Genomic DNA, 19272 nt, shown 5'->3' with positions numbered 1-19272 from the left:
GGATGGTCTGAACGAGTTGTTACCATTTAAGGGCTGAGATAAAAGTAGAAATCACTTTTATCTCAGCCCTGTTTTTTTATAGTTGATTTACAAAGTAGTCGAATAACTTAAACTCATTTTTATCTACATCAAAGCGAAGTTCTGGATGCCACTGAACACCTAAAATTCTTTTATCAGTCTCTACTGACTCAATTGCTTCCACAATTCCATCAGATGATCTAGCCGTAATTTTTAAAGAAGGAGCTAGGGAATTAATAGCTTGATGATGATAAGAATTGACATGGTATTTTTCTCCAAAAAGTTGATGAAGAATGCTGTCTTTTTCCATTTGAATGCTGTGTGTAGCAAATTGTGGCTGGGTCGGCTCCTGACCATGTTTAACTGTCCAGTCAGAATACAACGAAAGATCTTGATATAATGTTCCATCTAAAGCAACATTCAACAGTTGCATACCACGGCATACTGCAAAGATAGGTTTCTTTTGCTTGATGGCTTCTTTGATTAATGCTAATTCAAAGACATCACGATTACGATTGGTTTCTTCAAGTTTCGGATGCGGTTCTTCTCCAAAAAAATCAGGAGAAATATCTTGTCCCCCTGCTAATAACAATTTGTCGATTTTAGAAATATATGCTGCAGCATTTTGTCCATCACTAATTGGTAAAACAATCGGTAATCCGCCTGATTTTTGAATAGCAGTTACAAATGCTTGTGGTGTATAACTTACATGGTTACCGTTGAAGACATCAACGGATTGGATAATTTGATTTCCAGCTATGCCGATAATCTTTGTCATTTGATCACGTCCTCGATTAATATGTAGAATAACAGTGTATCACTTTTTTATGAAATAAGGGGTAGAATTTGATTTTAGGTAGACATAAATCAAAAAGTAATAGGAAAAATAGTGAAAAAGAAACAGTTAGTCATCATTTGGGGCAAAGCCTAAATGATGATCAACTGTCTTTTTGGTACTAACGAGTACGAATCACTTCGATTTTATACCCATCAGGATCAGTAATGAAGTAATAAGATGGAGGTGTTCCTGGTAAGCCCTTCATGTCAGTAACATTGAAACCAGCATTTTTTTGTTCAGCATGTAATTTCTCGATTTCATCTGTACTAATAGCGATGTGACCATAACCATCTCCTAAGTTATAAGCATCATGATCGTAATTATACGTTAATTCTAGTTCATAATCATCACCAGGTAATGTTAGATACACTAAAGTAAATTTATGTTCTGGGAAATCGCGACGGCGGCTTTCTTCAAAATTGAATGCTTTTTGATAAAATTTCAACGACGCTTCTAAATCTTTGACACGAACACAAGTGTGAGCCATTTTCATATGAGTCATCTTCCTTTCAAAAGTAAATAGTACCGCAGATTACTTTAAGTAAACTGCTAGTATTTTCATATTAGCATAAACTTTAGTGGAATTGTGAGTGAAATGATACGATATTACTTGTTCATGAGAAATTTCTCATGTAAAATCAAGTTAAAAGAAAAGGAGTTGCTTTTATGAAAATACCATCATTCGGTGAAAAAATGGAAACGTTGGTCTATAAAAAAAGGCTAGGCGCATATATTATTGTATCAAGAAACGTGGGAAGCGAAATAGTGTTGATACAGGCACCAAATGGCGCCTATTTTTTGCCGGGTGGAGAAATCGAAGCGGGGGAGACCAAAGAAACTGCGATCAATCGAGAAATGATCGAAGAACTTGGGATCGAAGTGGTTATTGATGAGTATCTTGGGCAAGCAGATGAGTATTTTCATTCAAGACACCGGAGTACAGATTATTATAATCCTGGGTACTTTTTTGTTGCTAAAAGTTGGACTCAAGTCTGCGAACCTTTGGAAAAAACCAATACAATTTGTTGGGTAAAAGTGGATGAAGGCGTGACTTTACTAAAACGTGGAAGTCATAAATGGGCGGTGCGTAAATGGACAGCCAATCAATGAGAATTCGGAATAAGCAAAGAGAGCAAGTCACGTATGATTTGTTTTCTTTTTTTATTGAAAAACTAGGAAAGGCAATACTACATAAAAACAGTCTGCGGAATCACCGCAAACTGTTTAAAAAGCTCTATGACTACATATACTTCAATAAAACTTCAGCAACGCCGTCTTCATCATTACTGGTTGTTTGAATATCAGCTGCTTGTTTGACACTATCGGTCGCATTGCCCATAGCAACGCCAATACCAGCATATTCAATCATCGACAAATCATTTTCGTTGTCTCCAATAGCCATTGTCTCTGATTGAGAAATCCCTAGATGTTCGGCAAGTTTGGCTAAAGCATTTCCTTTACTTGCTTCTTTATTCAAAATCTCATAATAAAAATCGGTGCTCTTAACAGTTGTGTATTTATTAGTGAATGCTTCTGGAAGTTGATCAATAGCTTTATCCAAAATTTCAGGTTCATCGATCATCATCATTTTGATAATAGACATGTCAGGAGTCATTTCTTCAACTGTACGGTATTTAAGGGGCATATCTACTAAAGATGCTTCATGCACCGTGTATTTACCAATATCTCTATTAGCTGTGTAGATGGCTTTATCATCGATAGTATGCAGATGAGTTCCCACTTTGCGGGCCATGGATTCAATTTCTAAAAAGTCATCATGGCTTAATGTATAACGAGAAATGATCTCATTAGATTTTGTTGCCTGAACTAAGGAACCGTTATAGGTGATCACATAATCATTATCCCCATACAAATCTAGTTCTGCTAATTGTTCTTTCACACCTGGCAAAGGTCGTCCAGTACATAAAACGATATACATTCCATTTTCATTGGCTTTTTGTAGTGTCTCTTTCACTTTTGAACTAATCTTTCTGTTAGAATCAAGTAAGGTTCCATCAATATCGATTGCAACTAATTTGACTGTCATAACATCCTCCTGTAAAAATATTCTTTAATTTTTTCCTTCAACTAATGCACCGTTATGAATATAAGCAGCAAATTCACGATAGGTGTCATCAAATAAATCATAATGCTGCTGTCTTTTTGGGTCAACCATTTCTTTTGGAAAATAAAAACGTTCATCGATTTGTGTCTGTCCTGCAAGAGCCGCAACGAGGTGACTGATTTTAGATAGTTCGATTAAAGTCCCATCTTTTTGCATGATCTCGATTTGAGTACGATGACTATTTTTTTCTGGACGATAAAAATCGTAAGGCAGGTCATAGCTTGAATTGATGGCAGTATAGTATTTCGGATTATACCCTACTTTTTCAATCAACATTTGTAGATGACGAATAGTCACAGAATCCCGATTGCCAGAAAATGTTGCAGATTTAAGCGGTCTACGGATTAAAAAGCGATTAGCTAGATCGTTAAGAATCGGATCAGGCAACGATGTCCATTGGGTAAAATAAGTGTTCAATACTCCATCGTCCAACTTCAAGTATTCTTGTAATGAAAAATTTCCTTTAAAAAAAGGCACGAGAAGCTGAGAATGCAATAGGTAATCCTCAGGCTGTTGCTCATATAATTCTTTTGCACGATGAAGTAAATGGTCTAAAATAACTTCCATACCACGAGAAACAGGATGAAAATAAACTTGAACATACATTTGATAGCGACTTACAATGTAATCTTCTACTGCATGCATTCCATTCATGGCAAAAGCCAATCCATCTTTATATGGACGGATCACTCGTAAAATTCTCGTTAAATCAAAAGTCCCATACTCAGTTCCTGTAAAATAAGCGTCACGTAATAAATAGTCCATCCGATCAGCATCAATTTGACTGGAAATCATTTGAACAACTTGGGGATTAGGATACTCTTTAGTAATGACACTTGCAACTTTATTTGGAAAATCGGCTGAAATTCGATTCAGTATTTGAAAGACTTCAGTTTCTGGAGAAGTTATGATTTCTACTGTGATCTCTTCATGATTTGTGTTGAAAATATGTTCAAATGTATGAGAATAAGGTCCATGACCAACATCATGCAGTAAAGCAGCACAAAGTGTAACTAGACGTTCACTATCGTCCCAACCATCTTCCCCTAAGCGTTCAGCGGAATAATTACGCTGAAAGATATCACAAATCCGTCGGGTTATTTCATAAACACCTAACGAATGGGCGAAACGACTATGCTCGGCACCATGGAAGGTGAAAGAAGAAGTTCCAAGTTGCTTGATTCTACGTAATCTCTGCACTTCTGCTGAATTGATCAGGTCTAAAATGACTTGATGTTGCACATGGATATAATTGTGAACGGGGTCTCTAAAGACCTTTTCAATCGGTAAAATTTGATACTTGTAAGGGATTGACATTGATTCACTCCTTTTCATTAATGGCGCGCTGTTCCTTTTTTTAAACGAATGAATTTGTAAGAACAACGGCACTTGTTTTATTGTCTCTTTTGGTTCTTTGCTGTTTTTTGAGATAGTATGATATTCAAACAACATTAATTAAGTAATAGATTTCTTTGTTGCATTTTTTTCATTTGTTTCTCTATTTCAGTGGTGAACTTTTCGGAAGTCAATAGAGTAGGGACGATTTGATTATCAATCGTAATTTGACTGTTATCTAATAATACGCTAATTAATTGTTTTTTCACTTCCGCTATGGTTAATCTTTTTTGAAGGAGGTCTTCCAAATTCGCCATGACAGATGGATCGACAGGAGGATAACCATTTTTACCGAAATTTTCCTGCAAACTAGCCTCATAAAATCGACGAACCGTTTCACCACGTTTTTGTTGGTTTCCATTGACGCTTAAATAAATCATGATGGCTGTTCCATTCTTTACACGCCGTTGAGCTATTCCTGCAAATTTTTTGCCATGGATACTCAAGTCAAATGTACCAGGACAATAAGATTCACTAATTTCAAAAGCTTTAATATCATGTATTGAATCTTCGAATGCACATTTGATCCAATTCCACATATGAGTATAAGCCTCATCAATGCTCATTTTTCTATTGTCTTGATTAGGTAAAATCAAAGATACATTTAAAACACCAGTGTCTGCGATCACACCAAGGCCTCCAGCATTACGAATCACACTATTGTAACCATCTTGTCGTAATGAGATAAGACCACTGTTTAGATCAGTTACTCGAGTATCCTTCATACCAAGAATCATAGCTTGGTCAAGTTGCCAAAAGTGAATAATAGGCTGCTCATTAAGCCCGGAGAAGGTTGTCAATGTATCTGTCAAGGCAAAAGGAAGAAAATAGTCTTTTTCGGTCAAACAAGCCTGATCATACAAAAAAACGGTATCAGTTGTAAATAGTTCGGTTAAATTAGTCATCTTTGTCTTCATCCTGTTTTACGCGGGAAACGTAATCCTTTACTTCTTTATTCATTTGATTATATTCATTCGTAAAACGCATCGGTTTACTAATGATCCTCATCGGCATGGTGGCTAAAAATTTACTAAAATCATGTCGAGCTTCTTCTGACAAACGACCTGGCTTAGAGATTAGGCGTTCGTAGAGATAATAGTGAAATTGATTCATTGCATCAATATCGATACTCATTTGGTTATGACATTTTGTACATTTAATACTGGAAATGATCTCGTTCATATACTGAATACCATGGAGTGTTTCTTGTTGGCAATGCATGCAAAATAACATCGCTTCTTCATCGTGAAATAACATTTGTTTCCACCTCCACTTTCTATTATATACGATTTAATAGAAAAATCATGCTTATGTATGTATAAATAACGTGGAAAGTGGATAAATGTTTAAATTAAAGAAAAAATGAAGAGAAAATCTTGCTATCGGTCAAAGAAAATTATAATATGTTTACATATGATCCTTTAAAGAACAAATGTAAATGAGGTGAGAGGATGAAGTCAAAGACAATCGAGATTCAACAAGACAAAGCAATTGAAGAGCTAGAAGCTTTGAAAAAAATGTGGGAAATTCGTATTTTTGAAGAATTAATTCAAGAGCTTTTCGAAGCTGGAGAACTACATGGCACGATGCATCTTTGTATTGGACAAGAAGCAACAGCGGTCGGTGGTGCAGGAATTTTAAGAGAAAGTGACTGGATTGTTTCTACACATAGAAATCATGGACATTGTATTGCAAAAGGAACTGATATCAGAAGTATGTTTGCCGAAATATTAGGGAAGAAAACTGGGACGAATGAAGGCAAAGGCGGTAGTATGCATATTGCTGATTTGGATGTTGGTAATTTAGGATCAAATGGTATTGTGGGTGCAGGTTTTCCAATCGCTGCTGGTGCTGCTTTAAGTGCGCAGATGCAAGGAACGGATCAAGTTGTTTTATGCTATGCTGGAGATGGTGCTACAAATGAAGGAAGTTTTCATGAAGCACTAAATTTAGCTTCTATTTGGCAATTACCTGTTATTTACTTTATTGAAAATAATCAATATGGAATGAGTAGTTCCATTGAGCAGATGGTCAATATCGAGAAGCTTTCGGATCGTGGTAAAAGTTATGGAATTGAAGGAATAACGATTGACGGTAATGATTTAAGCCTAGTATCAGAAACGGTTTCAAAAGCAGTTTCCAAGGCAAGAAGAGGCGGAGGTCCAACGTTGATCGAAGCCTTGACGTATCGACATAAAGGACATTCAAAATCAGATAGGCTCATCTATCGTTCTAAAGATGAGTATCTTGACTGGAAAGAAAATAATGATCCTATTTTGCGTCTTGAAAGTCAATTGATTCAAGATAAGAAGGCAGATGAAGATCAAATTCGACGGTTAGAAATAACAATCAGAAGGGAACTGACTGATTTGGTGACATCTGTAAAACAAGACAGTGAGCCAACCGTTAAAGATCTATGGACGCATGTCTATGCGGAGGATGACATATGAGATCAATTACTTATTTAAAAGCAATCAATGAAGCATTGGATGAAGCGTTAGCTAATGATACATGTGTTTTTCTTTTAGGAGAAGATATCGGTGTTTACGGTGGTGGTTTTGGTGCGACGCAAGGACTCCAGGAAAAATATGGGAAACTACGTGTTCGTGATACACCAATATCAGAAAGTGCAATTGCTGGTGTTGCAGTAGGTTCAGCCATGACGGGGATGCGTCCAGTAATAGAATTACAATTTTCAGATTTTATTACTGTTGCAATGGATCAATTAGTCAACCAAGCGGCCAAAATCCATTATATGTACAGTGGTAAAGCAAATGTTCCTTTAGTCATGCGAACAGCAGCTGGATCAGGTACGGGAGCTGGAGCTCAGCATTCACAAAGTTTGGAAAATTGGACGGCACATATACCAGGATTGAAAGTCATTCAGCCGAGCGATGCATATGATGCAAAAGGATTACTCCATGCAGCTATCAACGATAACAATCCGGTCATGTTTTATGAGCATAAATTACTATATAAAACGATTGGAAGAGTTCCAGAAGAATCTTATAGCATACCGATTGGTGTAGCTGATATTAAACGAAGCGGTAAAGACATAACCATTATTGCCACTGGAATTATGGTCAGTAAAGCGTTGGAGGCGGCAGAAATCGTAGAGAAGTTTGGCGTTTCCATCGAAGTCATTGATCCAAGAACACTTGTCCCACTTGATCACAAAACAATTCTGACGTCTGTTAAAAAGACGCAACGGGTGATTATTATCACTGAAGCTGTTAAAAGTAGTGGGTTCAGTGCGGAACTTGCATCAATTATTGCAGAATCTAAATTGGTGATGAATTTAAAAGCACCCATTGTTCGTCTAGGTGGAGAATTTGTCCCGATGCCAGCACAAAAATTATTAGAAACATATGCAATACCTCAAGTAGAGTCAATCGTCGAAGCGATAAAACAAATTATGTCAGAGGTCGAGGTTTAGCTATGAGAATCAGTGAAGACCGTAGAAAAATGTTGAAAATTGTGACAATGTATTATGAAGAAGGATTAACGCAAGCTGTCATTGCAAAAAAAATGAGGATTTCTAGACCAGTAATCTCAAAAATTTTGCAACAAGCCAAAGAATCAGGGATTGTTTCAATTTCAATCAAAGATGAATCTGCTTATACAGTGGAACTAGGATTGCGTTTAGAAAAAAAATATCAACTTGACGATGTGATCATCATACCGACTAATGAACAAAAGCACGCACAAACAATAAAATTAGACGTTAGTCGAGCCGCTGCATTTTACTTTAAGGAGCATTTAAAATCCGAAATGAGCATTGGTTTATCTTGGGGAACGACGTTGGCTGATATGATCAATGAGGTACCGTATCAATCTTTTCCAACGATCAATGTTTGCCCTTTGGTCGGGGGTGTTTCAAGTGAGCATCTATATTTTGATACAAATCATTTAGTTTTTCGATTGGCCGAAAAACTAAATAGTCGTTGTCAATATTTTTATGCACCTGCATTAGCAGAGAATAGTGAATTAGCAAATGTTTTAAACCAATCGCAATTAGTTGGCCGAGCAATGACACAAGCTAAAAATGTTGATTTTGCGATTATTGGTGTAGGGAACCCAAACGAAAGTTCCACATGGAAACAGCTTGGGTATATAACCGAAAAAGAATTAAAAATCATAAAACAATCTGGTGTCAAAGGTGATGCAGTAGCGTCCTTATTTGACAAAAATGGTCAAACAGTGAACAATGAAATATGTGAGCGGATGTTAGGTATAAAAGTGGAAGATTTGGTGAATATACCAGAAGTAATGGTCATTGGCTGTGGTGAGGAAAAAGCTGAAAGTATCAAACCTTTATTACTTGGCAAATGTTGTACTATTTTAGTAGTTGATCAACTGATTGCGGAAGCTTTGGTTTGAGGGTTAGCAAGATGAAAATTTTGTGTTGCTTAGCTCTTTAGAAAAAAATAAAAATGGAATGTGACAAAAAGCGTCCAGTCAATTTTTTCTATTCTTCACCTGAGACTGGACAGGTCTATTCAACTTTTAAATCTATCTAGCTTCGCGGGCTAGTCTCTCTTAAAAAAGATAAAAATGGAATGTGACAAAAAGCGTCCCAATCAATTTTTTCTATTTTTCAGCCGAGACTGGACGAGCCCGCTACGCTTTTAAATTAAGGAGAGTGTTTTTAATGGATTTATCACAAGGAACACCAGTATCTATTCAATTGAAAACAGTAGTGGATCAAGCTGGTGAGAAGAAAAACTTTTATTTTGATTTGGAAGGTCAAATCGTAAAAATTGGCGATACGTTGTATATCCGCTATAAAGAAGAGCAAGAAGAAGGAGATGCTGTTCCTGTAACGATCAAAGTTGAACCAGATGGTAAAATTCAATTGATTCGTGCAGGCGGACTTAGAATGCGTCTTAAGTTTGCTTATCAAGAGCGTTTGGATACTAGTTACAAAACGCCATATGGTTTATTCCAAATTACCACATTTACGCGTAATTTACGCTTCAGTCTTAAGGATCAGCCGGTTGCTGGAAGTATTTTAATTGATTATGATTTGTATTCTCAAACAGAAAAAATCGGAGAATATCATTTAGAACTAGAATTTACTGCTTAATTATGCAATAATCAATTGATTTTTTCTTCATGTTTTTGTATGATAAGGAGTAGACTGTGAAAGGACGTGTACCGTTTGGAAATTAATGTATTTGACGGGTTGAATAAAGATGAATTATCCATGATCGAAGTTGCGCACGCAATTTTAGAACAACGTGAAGATGTGATGGACTTCTCTGATTTAGTAAACCAAATTCAAAATTATCTTGGAAAATCTGACAGCGAAATTCGTGACTCTTTAGCACAATTTTATACTGACTTAAATATTGATGGCAGTTTTATCTCTCTAGGAGATAACCGTTGGGGCTTGCGCTCATGGTATCCAATCGATTCTATCGACGAAGAAGTAACACATGGTTTGGAAGAAGATGAAGAAGATAAACCACGCCGTAGAAAACGTAAGAAAGTTAATGCCTTCATTATTGATGCTAACGATGAAGATGTGATCGACTACAATGATGATGATCCGGAAGATGCTGAATTAACGGATGATGATGACGATATTCTTTACGATGATGATGACGATGAAGAAGATGAAGAGATTAAAGCTTATAACTCAGATCTTCAAGAAATCGGAGCAGATTCTGATGATGAAGAAGAAGTGTTACCAGGGATTGAAGAAGACCTTACAATCATCGATGAAGACGATGTAGATGATGACTTTGATGATGAAGATGAGTATGCTGATCCTGAAGAAAAAGAATAAAGCATAAGTATGAATGAGTGTTCTCGTTTTGAGAACGCTCATGTTTTAACGAAATTAAATTAAAATGATTGACAAATGGTCTATATGTTTGTAAACTATCACTGTTAACAAAAAACAAATAGCGTTTTCATGTGACTAGATAATACTAGGCATGGAAGAATTTCAAAAAAATATGATATACTCATATTTTGACGGGATTGTTCTATGCTTTTTTTGTTGTCTTACAACAGGAAAACGAACAATCTACTTCTGCAGAAGAGGAATGTTTATGAAAATCAAAAAAGTACTTAATCAAAATGCTGTGCTCGTCGTTGACGCTGGGCAGGAAAAAGTAGCAGTTGGTAAAGGCGTAGGTTTTAACAAAAAGAAAAATGATTTGTTATTTCCACAACAAGTGGAACGAATGTTTGTAATGGAACCAGAAGGCTTGAAGAAGCTCCAAGTTTTATTATCACAAATTGATGAAAAATATTTTTTTGTTACAGAGGAAATTATTGCGCATGCAGAGATTGTACTTGGAGAAAAATTGAATGAACATATCAATATTGGGTTAAGTGATCATATTGCCTTTGCCGCAGAGAATATTCAAAACAATATCATTGTGAGAAACAAACTTTTGCATGAAATTGAGATTCTTTACAGTGAAGAGTTTTCGATAGCGCAATGGGCAGTCGATTATTTGACACAAACATTGGAGATACCTTTTAGTTATGACGAAGCGGGTTATATTGCAATCCATATTCATAGTGCTCGTAGTGGACGAACGGATAATAGTAAAAGTATTCGTGAAGTTACCATTGTTTCAGAAATTATTCATTTGATAGAGCAAGAATTAGGGATCAATATTCATGATGAAAAAATGAGTTTGAGTTATTCACGATTGGTCAATCACCTACGCTTATTTATTCACCGTTTCCAACAAAGTCAGTATGCTGTTTTAGATGATGAGATTTTAGATATTGTTCGTAAAAAGTATGCGGAAAGTTACGAAATATCGAAAAAAGTTCAAGTTTTGTTAATGAGGAATTTTCACTACCAAGTACCAAATGAAGAATTAGGTTATCTGGCTATTCATATCGAACGGCTTAAGATGATCAAATAAAAGACAAAGGAAGAGATAAAAATGAAAGCATATATGCAAAGAATGGGACGCTCATTGATGCTTCCTGTAGCCGTATTACCAGCTGCAGCGATTTTAATGGGTATTGGGTATTGGATTGATCCTAACGTAATGACTGGTTTAGGAGATCCGAATTTTCTATCTGTCTTTTTAGTTAAAGCAGGTGGTGCGATTATTGATAATTTACCAGTTTTATTTGCGGTCGGTTTAGCATTAGGAATGTCTAAAGATAAAGACGGTGCAGCGGCTCTTAGTGGTTTAGTTGCCTTCTTAGTAGTAACCACATTACTTTCAACTGCAACTGTTGGTGCAATGCAAGGTATTCCGATTGAAGAAGTAGATCCTTCTTTTGCTAAAATCGGTAATGCATTTATCGGGATTTTGTCAGGATTAATTGCAGCTGCAATGTATAATCGATTTAGTCAGGTAAAATTACCGATGGCATTATCTTTCTTTAGTGGTAAGCGACTGGTTCCAATTATGACTGCATTAGCGATGTTAGTCGCTTCTGGCGTATTATTTTTCATTTGGCCAGTTGTGTTCTCTGGATTAGTAAGTTTTGGTGAAGCTATTTCTAAATTAGGCGCTGTCGGTGCTGGACTTTATGGCTTCTTTAACCGTTTGCTGATTCCAACAGGGTTGCATCATGCGTTAAACTCAGTATTCTGGTTTGACGTAGCTGGGATCAATGATATCGGGAACTTCTTATCTGGTACTGGGGAAAAAGGAGTTACTGGTATGTATCAAGCTGGTTTCTTCCCAATGATGATGTTTGGTTTACCAGCAGGAGCTTATGCAATTTACCGTAATGCTCGTCCTGAAAAGAAAAAAGCGACTGCATCATTAATGATCGCAGCAGCATTTGCATCTTTCTTCACTGGTATTACTGAACCATTAGAATTCTCATTTATGTTCGTTGCATGGCCATTATATGTTTTACATGCTGTTTTGACAGGAATTTCACTATTTATTTCTGCACTTTTCCACTGGACAGCAGGTTTTGCTTTCAGTGCAGGATTAGTCGATTTTGTTTTAAGTTTACGCAACCCAATCGCAAATCAACCGTATATGTTACTTGTTCAAGGGTTAGTGATGGCAGTTCTTTACTTCTTCGTATTTGATTTTGCAATCAAAAAATTCAACTTGATGACTCCAGGTCGCGAAGAAGGTGAAGACGAAGTAACACCAGATATCGACACAACTGGTGATAATAAATTTGCGGTTTTAGCAAACAAAATTTATCAAGGTCTTGGTGGCGATGCTAATGTTACGTCAATCGATAACTGTACAACTCGTTTACGTTTAACTGTTAGTGACACTGGAAAAGTTGATCAAGCAAAAATAAAAGCAACTGGGGTTCCAGGCGTTAAAGTTATCGATGATACAAATATTCAAGTGATAGTAGGGACCGAAGTACAATTTGTAGCAGATGAAATGAATAAAATACGTAATGGTGCAGCACCTGTTACAAGTCAAACTGTAGTAGAGTCTGAAGTCGAAGTAGCACCAAAAGCGTCTGTAAAAGAAACTGAGTTGTACGCTGTTGCAAACGGTAAGGTTATTCCAATTTCAGATGTTCAAGATGATGTTTTTTCAGCAAAAATGATGGGTGACGGATTTGCAGTTATACCGAGTGATGGTGAAGTTTACACGCCAGTAGCAGGTAAAGTCACAAGTATTTTCCCAACAAAACACGCTTTAGGGATTCAGACAGAATCTGGCATTGAAGTATTGTTACACATGGGCTTGGATACTGTTGAGCTGCAAGGTGCTCCATTTACTTTAGATGTTGAAGAAGGTCAAATTTTGAAAAAAGGTGACAAAATTGCGACGATCGACCTAGCGGCTTTAGACGCAGCGGGTAAAAAATCTGATTTGATCGTTGTCTTTACAAACCAAGATGTCGTTGAAAATTATGATTTAGTTAAATCAAATCAATCAACTTCAGCTAATGATTCTATTGGTAAAGTAATTGTAAAATAGTAGATTAAAAGCTATCTAAGAGAAATTCTTAGGTAGTTTTTTTCTATAGTTGCTTTATTTTTTTTCTATGATATGGTTAGAATGTACTTGTATTAGGTTATCTAGCTGTAAAGGCCAACTCGTCAGAAAAAAGATAAAAATCGATTGCGAGCAAAACGCTAGTTTCTTTTTATCCTATTTTTCAGTTAAAGTGGTGTGAGTCTGTTCAGCTTTTAAATTTAGGAGGAGATTACCTTGCATGAATAAAGCTGGACACAAAGAAGTGCCAGTTGATGATCATACGGTTTCTTTGTGTCATATTGAGTTAATATGATGAATAGAAGGAGCAGAATCACATGATTATAATTAAAGGAAATAATCCAAGAAAAATTGATAAAATTTGGGAATTAGTAAAAAAAGAGCACACGGGGAAAAAAATCGCAATTATTGGCTATTCTGGAGGAATTCCCCATAATTTTATTCGAGCAAAGCAAATTCCTGCTTATGAAACAATGACCAAGCAAAGCACCATTGAGGATTTAACACGCTTTTTAAAAGAGACAAAAGATCGCTTTGAAGCAATCATCCTTTATATTGATTGCGAATCTCACTTGATAGAATCAATAAAAGAGACAACAAAATCTTATAAAGAAAAATTCATTTTAACAGTTTATGATGAAACAATATATGAGCAAGTGATTGATTGAGAAAAAGAGGTGGTAGTGGCATGAACGAACATACAGAACGATTAGTAGGACTTATCCAAAAGTTTCGAACTGAAGATATTTCATTGGAAGATGCAATAGAGCTTCGACGACTGTCAGCAGAATTTGCGAATGTATGCGGTGAAGCTGTTGAACATAAGATGGATCAGTTTTATGAAAAGTGAGTAATGTATGATTGTAATACTCGAGGATGAGACTGAAGTGTTTAACTCGAGGAATAAGAGGGCGTTGCTTCTGTTCCAACCGTTTATTCGGATTTCTTAAGACTAGGGTATAACTCGTTGAGTTATACCCTAGTCTCTTTTGTGTTTATCATTTTCCGCATACTTACAATTAGTAAGCAAATAAGTTGCACAACTGTTTAAAAGAGATATAATGGCATTATAAAGGTCAGTAATGGTCAATTATCAACTGATTGTCTACATGACTTTTAAACAAAATAGGAGGTTTGTAAATTATGGAAAAACAACATTATGACAGAAGTAAACCACATGTAAATATCGGCACAATTGGGCATGTCGATCACGGCAAAACAACATTGACTGCTGCAATCACAACAGTATTAGGAAAAAAAGGCCTAGCAAACCCGCAAGACTATGCTAGTATTGATGCAGCGCCAGAAGAACGTGAACGAGGTATTACAATCAATACATCACATGTGGAATATGAAACTGAGTCAAGACATTATGCACATATCGATGCACCAGGACATGCGGATTATGTGAAGAATATGATCACTGGTGCAGCTCAAATGGACGGTGCAATCTTAGTTGTATCAGCAACAGATGGACCGATGCCACAAACAAGAGAGCACATCTTATTATCGCGTCAAGTAGGGGTAAAATACTTGGTAGTATTTCTTAATAAAGTCGATTTAGTAGACGATGATGAATTAATCGACTTAGTAGAACTGGAAATTCGGGAGTTGTTAAACGAATATCATTTTCCAGGTGACGCTACACCCATTATCAAAGGTTCTGCATTGAAAGCTATAGAAGGGGACTCGGCTGCTGAAGAGGTCATTATGGAATTAATGGACACGGTGGATGAATATATTCCTACGCCAGAAAGAGATACGGACAAACCTTTATTGTTACCAATAGAAGATGTATTTTCAATTACTGGTCGAGGGACCGTTGCATCTGGTCGTATTGATCGAGGGAAAGTAAGCGTTGGAGACGAAATCGAAATTGTCGGTATTAAACCTGACACACAAAAAGCAGTAGTTACGGGTATTGAAATGTTTCGTAAAACATTAGATAAAGGTGAAGCAGGGGATAATGTCGGAATTCTTTTACGAGGGATCACTCGGGATGAAATAGAACGCGGACAAGTCATTGCAAAAACTGGATCGATCACTCCGCACACAAAATTTGTTGCTGAAGTTTATGTATTAACAAAGGAAGAAGGGGGGAGACACACACCATTTTTCACAAATTATCGCCCACAATTTTATTTCCGGACAACGGATGTAACAGGGATTATTGAATTGCCGAATGACGTTGAAATGGTTATGCCAGGAGATAATGTAACAATCGATGTTGAATTGATTCATCCAATTGCAGTTGAACAAGGAACAACTTTCTCCATTCGAGAAGGTGGACGGACTGTAGGTTCGGGTATTGTTACTGAAATAGAAAAATAACAAAAAAGAATTTCTGATACGATTGATCAGAGGTTCTTTTTTTTACATAAATTATTAGTGATTTATCTGTGCTATACTAGTTGGAAAAAGGGTGGGGGGAAAAATAGATGAGATGTAATGTTTTGAGGGTAGATGCATTTACACAAATCCCAGGTCAAGGAAATCCAGCAGGTGTTGTATTGGATGGAGATAAGTTTACTACAGAAGAAATGCAAAAAATTGCAAAAAAAGTTGGTTTTAATGAAACTGTTTTTGTTTGTAAAAGTGATGCTGCCGCTATCAAATTAAGGTATTTTACGCCTGGTCATGAAACACCACTTTGCGGACATGCAACGATTGGCGCAATATTTGCTTTGTTTAATGGAAAAGGTGATCGTCAGCTGCAGATTGAAACAGGTGCAGGTATTTTACCGATTATATATGATGATGAAATACAAAGAATCATAATGAAGCAAGCAGAACCAACGTTTATTGAGTTTTCAGGTGACAAGGTAGCCCTTTGTAAAAGTATAGGAATTCAACTAGAAGATCTACACCTTAAGTTGCCGATCCAATATGGGAACACAGGGTCGTGGACATTACTTATTCCAGTGAGGAATGAAGCAGTTTTGGATAAGATGAAGCCAAATTCGGAAACTTTTCCAGCTATTTTAAAGGAAATGCCAAAGTCTTCTGTTCATCCTTTTGCGATTGTTTCGAAACAAGATGGGATTTTTACAGCACGGCATTTTTCGTCTCCTTTTTCTGGAACAATGGAAGACTCAGTGACAGGAACCGCTTCAGGGGTAATGGGTGCTTATGCGTTAAATCATATTTATATAGAGAAAAAAAGTAAAGAAATCCGTGTTTCTCAAGGAAAACATGTAAAAAGAGAAGGAATTGTTTCAGTTCGTGCTATAAGAGATTGCCGAAAGTTACATCAGATCAGTATTTCAGGAACAGCCTGTCTTAATGATAAATTTGAACTAATAACAAAATAAAAGAGGATGCTACACACACTGATAAGTGCGTGTAGTATCCTCTTTTCTATACATGATGGAAGAAAATCTGTTGACTTATCGATGATATCTATTTATAAGAATCCGACGAACACCATGAACCTTCTTCTGTTTTTCGATCGGAGCATTATCTATGATCAATAATGCGATCATTACATACGCAATAAAGCTGTCTCGCGAGTATAACGTGTATCTAGAGACCCACTCTGTAGCATATTTTTCTTTATAATCACGTAGTCCTCGAAACGAATAAAAGCGTGATCCAAATTCATAAACGAGATAAGCAATTCGTTCTTGAATAAAACTTTTTCTGGATGTTCCAACATTAGATAGTGGGGCCATTCCTAAATTAAAGTATGTGAGTTCTTCATCATTCATATAGCTAAATAACGAGATAAACAAATAATCCATAACACCAGATGGGGCTTCTTTACTGTATCTCATTAAATCAATCGTGCCTTCTTCTTTGGTATAAGTGGGCATAATGTTAGCAAATGCTACAATTCGATTGTCTTGGTTTTTAGCAACCGCTATTTTTCCGCGTTGTAAATAGCTTTCAGAGAAGAACCCTAATGAGAAGCCTTTTTCCTTTCGGTTACCTAACCATTCGTCAGAGACTAATTTTAGTTCTTGTATCAACTCTGCTGAAAAAGGAGGTTGTAGCACTTCAAATTGATAATTTTCTTTTTTAAAACGATTCATAACCGCTCGTTCACTTTTCATCTTCTTCCCAGATAACGTAAAATTAGGTAAGTCCACATGGGCTTCTTCTCCCATTTTGATAAAATCATAACCAAATTCATGTAAAAACATCACGATTTCTTCAGATGCTTCATAGAAAACAGGAAGATAGCCAAAGCGATCAGCTTCGTTAATGAATTGTTCCATAGCTGCTGGAAAGTCTTCTTTTTTACCAGAAGGATCTCCCATGACGACACACTTATTATTAAGTGTTTTAAACTGTAATAACACAGTATCTTCATTATCTTGATTTGTATAAATGTACATATCTTTGTCTTTTAGAAAAATCAGCTGACTATCGGTATTTCCACCATACGTATTCAAAAGAGTAAGCGCACGATCATCGTCTAGTAAAGTACCGATTTTGTGACGGTTACCTTCTAGATATCGGATGAACAAATAACTAAACAACGTCACTAACAAAATTCCCATAAAGCCTGAAAACCAAATTTTTTCTGATGGAAAGAAAAAGAATGATATAAAGTGATGTTTATGATGCGGGAATGTGGGTAAATTATAAACACCGATCACAATGTATAAAATAGTTAATGCAAGAAAAATAATACCGTCAATAGTGACCATTTCCCAAGAATAGACCAATTGTTCTCTGAATAGTTCTCCTTTAGAAAAGATGACGATTATCAGTAGAAGAGTGAGAAATAAAATGATCCCCCAACTGAAATCTTTAATAAAAGTATAAATCAACGTTATTAGAATTAAAGCGATAGTTGGTAGATAAGCCCGTTTGACTCTGGCAGCAATCCCTCTTCCCATAATCAGCAATAAAAAACCCAATAAAATAGCAGGGAGTTGCGTGATAATATGAAATGAAAGTGGGTTTAATCGTGTTAACCACTCAAACTGACTGAATGCTTCTGGAATTGTAGCCGAAAGTACGATCATAATACCCGAAAAATACATGAGAAAAACAACGATTTTATGTGCTAATGCTGTCGTTAATTCTCTTGGAATTCCAGCATAGCGTTTATTTAAAACATGACTTAGATTTTTTATAAAGAAGATGGTTCCAATAATAAATGGTACTATATAATAAAATAAACGATAAAGTAAAATCCAAGCGACTGCAACTTCTCGATTAATCCCCAAAGCTGATAAGCCAAGGATCATCATAATATCGAAACTCCCAAGTTCACCTGGAATCATTGAGACGATCCCGATCACTGAAGCGGCTATAAAAAGAGGAATGATTTGAATAGGGTTCATGTTTATTCCCATTAAGATACCAATCAGTAAAAAGCTTCCTACAACACCAGTCCATTCTAAAAATGAAGTTAAAATAAGTCCAAACCGTGTTTGATTATTAATATCACCGATATATTCGTCTTTTCTGATCAAACTTGTGATTAAAACGACTGGGAAGTATAAACCTCCTCCGATAAGCCAAATCCAATACTGTTGAAGGTAATCATTTGTATGGCCAAACGTCACTAAGAAAAAAGCAATCAAACTATATATAGATAGACCTGACATAAGAAAAATCAGAATTTTCGAGAGTGCTTTAACCACCATTTTGCCATCTTTTTCTTTGCCATAAAATTCTGAGCGTAATCCGATACTGACTAAACCGCCGAATCCAGCAATATTATTGATCGTGTTGATCATCCAGCTGGTTTCTATAAGAAAAGATTTTTTTGGTTTTTGATCTAAAATCTTATTCAGAATCACGTCATATCCAATCATCGGAATGACAGCAATCAGACCGATCAGCAACATCAACCCAATTTTCCAAATAGCAATATCTTGAAAAATATCCCCAAGCTGTTTGAATGAGATTGTTTTGCCGATAGAGAGTAATTCACGTAAAACAATAATAACAATTGAAAAAATAAAAATAGTTTTAAAATAGCTCATACGATCTTTAACCCATTGAAGCAATTTTTTCATTTAATAGCA

19 protein-coding genes are annotated in these 19272 nt (G+C 36.1%); 12 read left to right on the top strand and 7 right to left on the bottom strand.

What is annotated here, in order from left to right; all coding sequences use genetic code 11:
* Window positions 1–76: 76 nt before the first annotated feature.
* Both AC4BC4_RS08300 and gloA read right to left on the bottom strand, forming a co-directional pair.
* Window positions 77–796, bottom strand: a complete 720-nt coding sequence (locus AC4BC4_RS08300) for a gamma-glutamyl-gamma-aminobutyrate hydrolase family protein (protein WP_490475343.1) — start codon at window positions 794–796, stop codon at window positions 77–79.
* 178 nt (window positions 797–974) lie between these two features.
* A complete protein-coding gene (gene gloA, locus AC4BC4_RS08295; RefSeq protein WP_438755924.1) occupies window positions 975–1349 on the bottom strand; it encodes a lactoylglutathione lyase in 375 nt (124 codons plus the stop codon).
* A 173-nt stretch (window positions 1350–1522) separates the two neighbouring features.
* Here gloA and AC4BC4_RS08290 point away from each other — a divergent pair, with 173 nt between their 5' ends.
* Window positions 1523–1966 carry an NUDIX hydrolase gene (locus AC4BC4_RS08290; RefSeq protein WP_490475342.1) on the top strand — a complete coding sequence of 148 codons (444 nt, stop codon included), beginning with the start codon at window positions 1523–1525 and terminating at the stop codon, window positions 1964–1966.
* A 130-nt stretch (window positions 1967–2096) separates the two neighbouring features.
* Here AC4BC4_RS08290 and yidA read toward each other — a convergent pair whose 3' ends face one another.
* The 4 genes from yidA to AC4BC4_RS08270 all read right to left on the bottom strand — a co-directional run bounded on the left by yidA (window position 2097) and on the right by AC4BC4_RS08270 (window position 5633).
* A complete protein-coding gene (gene yidA / locus AC4BC4_RS08285) occupies window positions 2097–2903 on the bottom strand; it encodes a sugar-phosphatase (RefSeq protein ID WP_438755926.1) in 807 nt (268 codons plus the stop codon).
* A 24-nt stretch (window positions 2904–2927) separates the two neighbouring features.
* Window positions 2928–4298, bottom strand: coding sequence for an HD domain-containing protein (locus AC4BC4_RS08280; protein WP_438755928.1), 1371 nt, complete (start codon window positions 4296–4298; stop codon window positions 2928–2930).
* A gap of 134 nt (window positions 4299–4432) precedes the next feature.
* Window positions 4433–5281: a lipoate--protein ligase family protein gene (locus AC4BC4_RS08275; protein ID WP_490475341.1), complete on the bottom strand. Its 849-nt coding sequence runs from the start codon at window positions 5279–5281 to the stop codon at window positions 4433–4435.
* Window positions 5274–5633, bottom strand: coding sequence for a hypothetical protein (locus AC4BC4_RS08270; protein WP_438755930.1), 360 nt, complete (start codon window positions 5631–5633; stop codon window positions 5274–5276). The genes AC4BC4_RS08275 and AC4BC4_RS08270 overlap by 8 nt, the downstream gene beginning before the upstream one ends.
* Before the next feature lie 194 nt (window positions 5634–5827).
* Between AC4BC4_RS08270 and AC4BC4_RS08265 the strand changes: the two genes are divergently transcribed.
* The 11 genes from AC4BC4_RS08265 (at window position 5828) to AC4BC4_RS08215 (ending at window position 16599) form a co-directional block, all read left to right on the top strand.
* The gene (locus tag AC4BC4_RS08265; protein WP_490475340.1) at window positions 5828–6826 is read left to right on the top strand and encodes a thiamine pyrophosphate-dependent dehydrogenase E1 component subunit alpha; all 999 of its coding nucleotides are present in this window, start codon (window positions 5828–5830) and stop codon (window positions 6824–6826) included.
* Window positions 6823–7812, top strand: a complete 990-nt coding sequence (locus AC4BC4_RS08260) for an alpha-ketoacid dehydrogenase subunit beta (RefSeq protein ID WP_490475339.1) — start codon at window positions 6823–6825, stop codon at window positions 7810–7812. The genes AC4BC4_RS08265 and AC4BC4_RS08260 overlap by 4 nt, the downstream gene beginning before the upstream one ends.
* Window positions 7813–7814: 2 nt before the next feature.
* Window positions 7815–8756 carry a sugar-binding transcriptional regulator gene (locus AC4BC4_RS08255; RefSeq protein WP_490475338.1) on the top strand — a complete coding sequence of 314 codons (942 nt, stop codon included), beginning with the start codon at window positions 7815–7817 and terminating at the stop codon, window positions 8754–8756.
* Window positions 8757–9027: 271 nt separating this feature from the next.
* On the top strand, window positions 9028–9462 hold the full coding sequence (locus AC4BC4_RS08250; RefSeq protein ID WP_438755934.1) for a YwiB family protein: 435 nt from the start codon (window positions 9028–9030) through the stop codon (window positions 9460–9462).
* A gap of 75 nt (window positions 9463–9537) precedes the next feature.
* Window positions 9538–10167 carry a DNA-directed RNA polymerase subunit delta gene (gene rpoE / locus AC4BC4_RS08245; RefSeq protein WP_438755935.1) on the top strand — a complete coding sequence of 210 codons (630 nt, stop codon included), beginning with the start codon at window positions 9538–9540 and terminating at the stop codon, window positions 10165–10167.
* Between the two features lie 268 nt (window positions 10168–10435).
* The gene (locus AC4BC4_RS08240; protein ID WP_490475337.1) at window positions 10436–11269 is read left to right on the top strand and encodes a PRD domain-containing protein; all 834 of its coding nucleotides are present in this window, start codon (window positions 10436–10438) and stop codon (window positions 11267–11269) included.
* Between the two features lie 21 nt (window positions 11270–11290).
* The gene (nagE, locus tag AC4BC4_RS08235; RefSeq protein WP_490475336.1) at window positions 11291–13270 is read left to right on the top strand and encodes an N-acetylglucosamine-specific PTS transporter subunit IIBC; all 1980 of its coding nucleotides are present in this window, start codon (window positions 11291–11293) and stop codon (window positions 13268–13270) included.
* 335 nt (window positions 13271–13605) lie between these two features.
* A complete protein-coding gene (locus AC4BC4_RS08230; protein WP_490475335.1) occupies window positions 13606–13956 on the top strand; it encodes a hypothetical protein in 351 nt (116 codons plus the stop codon).
* Window positions 13957–13976: 20 nt separating this feature from the next.
* Entirely contained in the window at window positions 13977–14138 is a 162-nt protein-coding gene (locus AC4BC4_RS08225; RefSeq protein ID WP_490475334.1) for a hypothetical protein, read from the top strand.
* A gap of 293 nt (window positions 14139–14431) precedes the next feature.
* Window positions 14432–15619 carry an elongation factor Tu gene (gene tuf, locus AC4BC4_RS08220; RefSeq protein ID WP_490475333.1) on the top strand — a complete coding sequence of 396 codons (1188 nt, stop codon included), beginning with the start codon at window positions 14432–14434 and terminating at the stop codon, window positions 15617–15619.
* Window positions 15620–15726: 107 nt separating this feature from the next.
* Window positions 15727–16599, top strand: coding sequence for a PhzF family phenazine biosynthesis protein (locus tag AC4BC4_RS08215; protein ID WP_490475332.1), 873 nt, complete (start codon window positions 15727–15729; stop codon window positions 16597–16599).
* 75 nt (window positions 16600–16674) lie between these two features.
* Here the strand turns inward: AC4BC4_RS08215 and mprF are convergent, their stop codons facing one another.
* Window positions 16675–19263, bottom strand: a complete 2589-nt coding sequence (gene mprF, locus AC4BC4_RS08210) for a bifunctional lysylphosphatidylglycerol flippase/synthetase MprF (protein WP_490475331.1) — start codon at window positions 19261–19263, stop codon at window positions 16675–16677.
* Between the last annotated feature and the right edge of the window lie 9 nt (window positions 19264–19272).

It is taken from the genome of Enterococcus sp. AMC1086 (assembly GCF_058216575.1).
The sequence above is the reverse complement of the archived record's forward strand: the minus strand, read 5'-3'. Positions and strand labels throughout refer to the sequence as shown.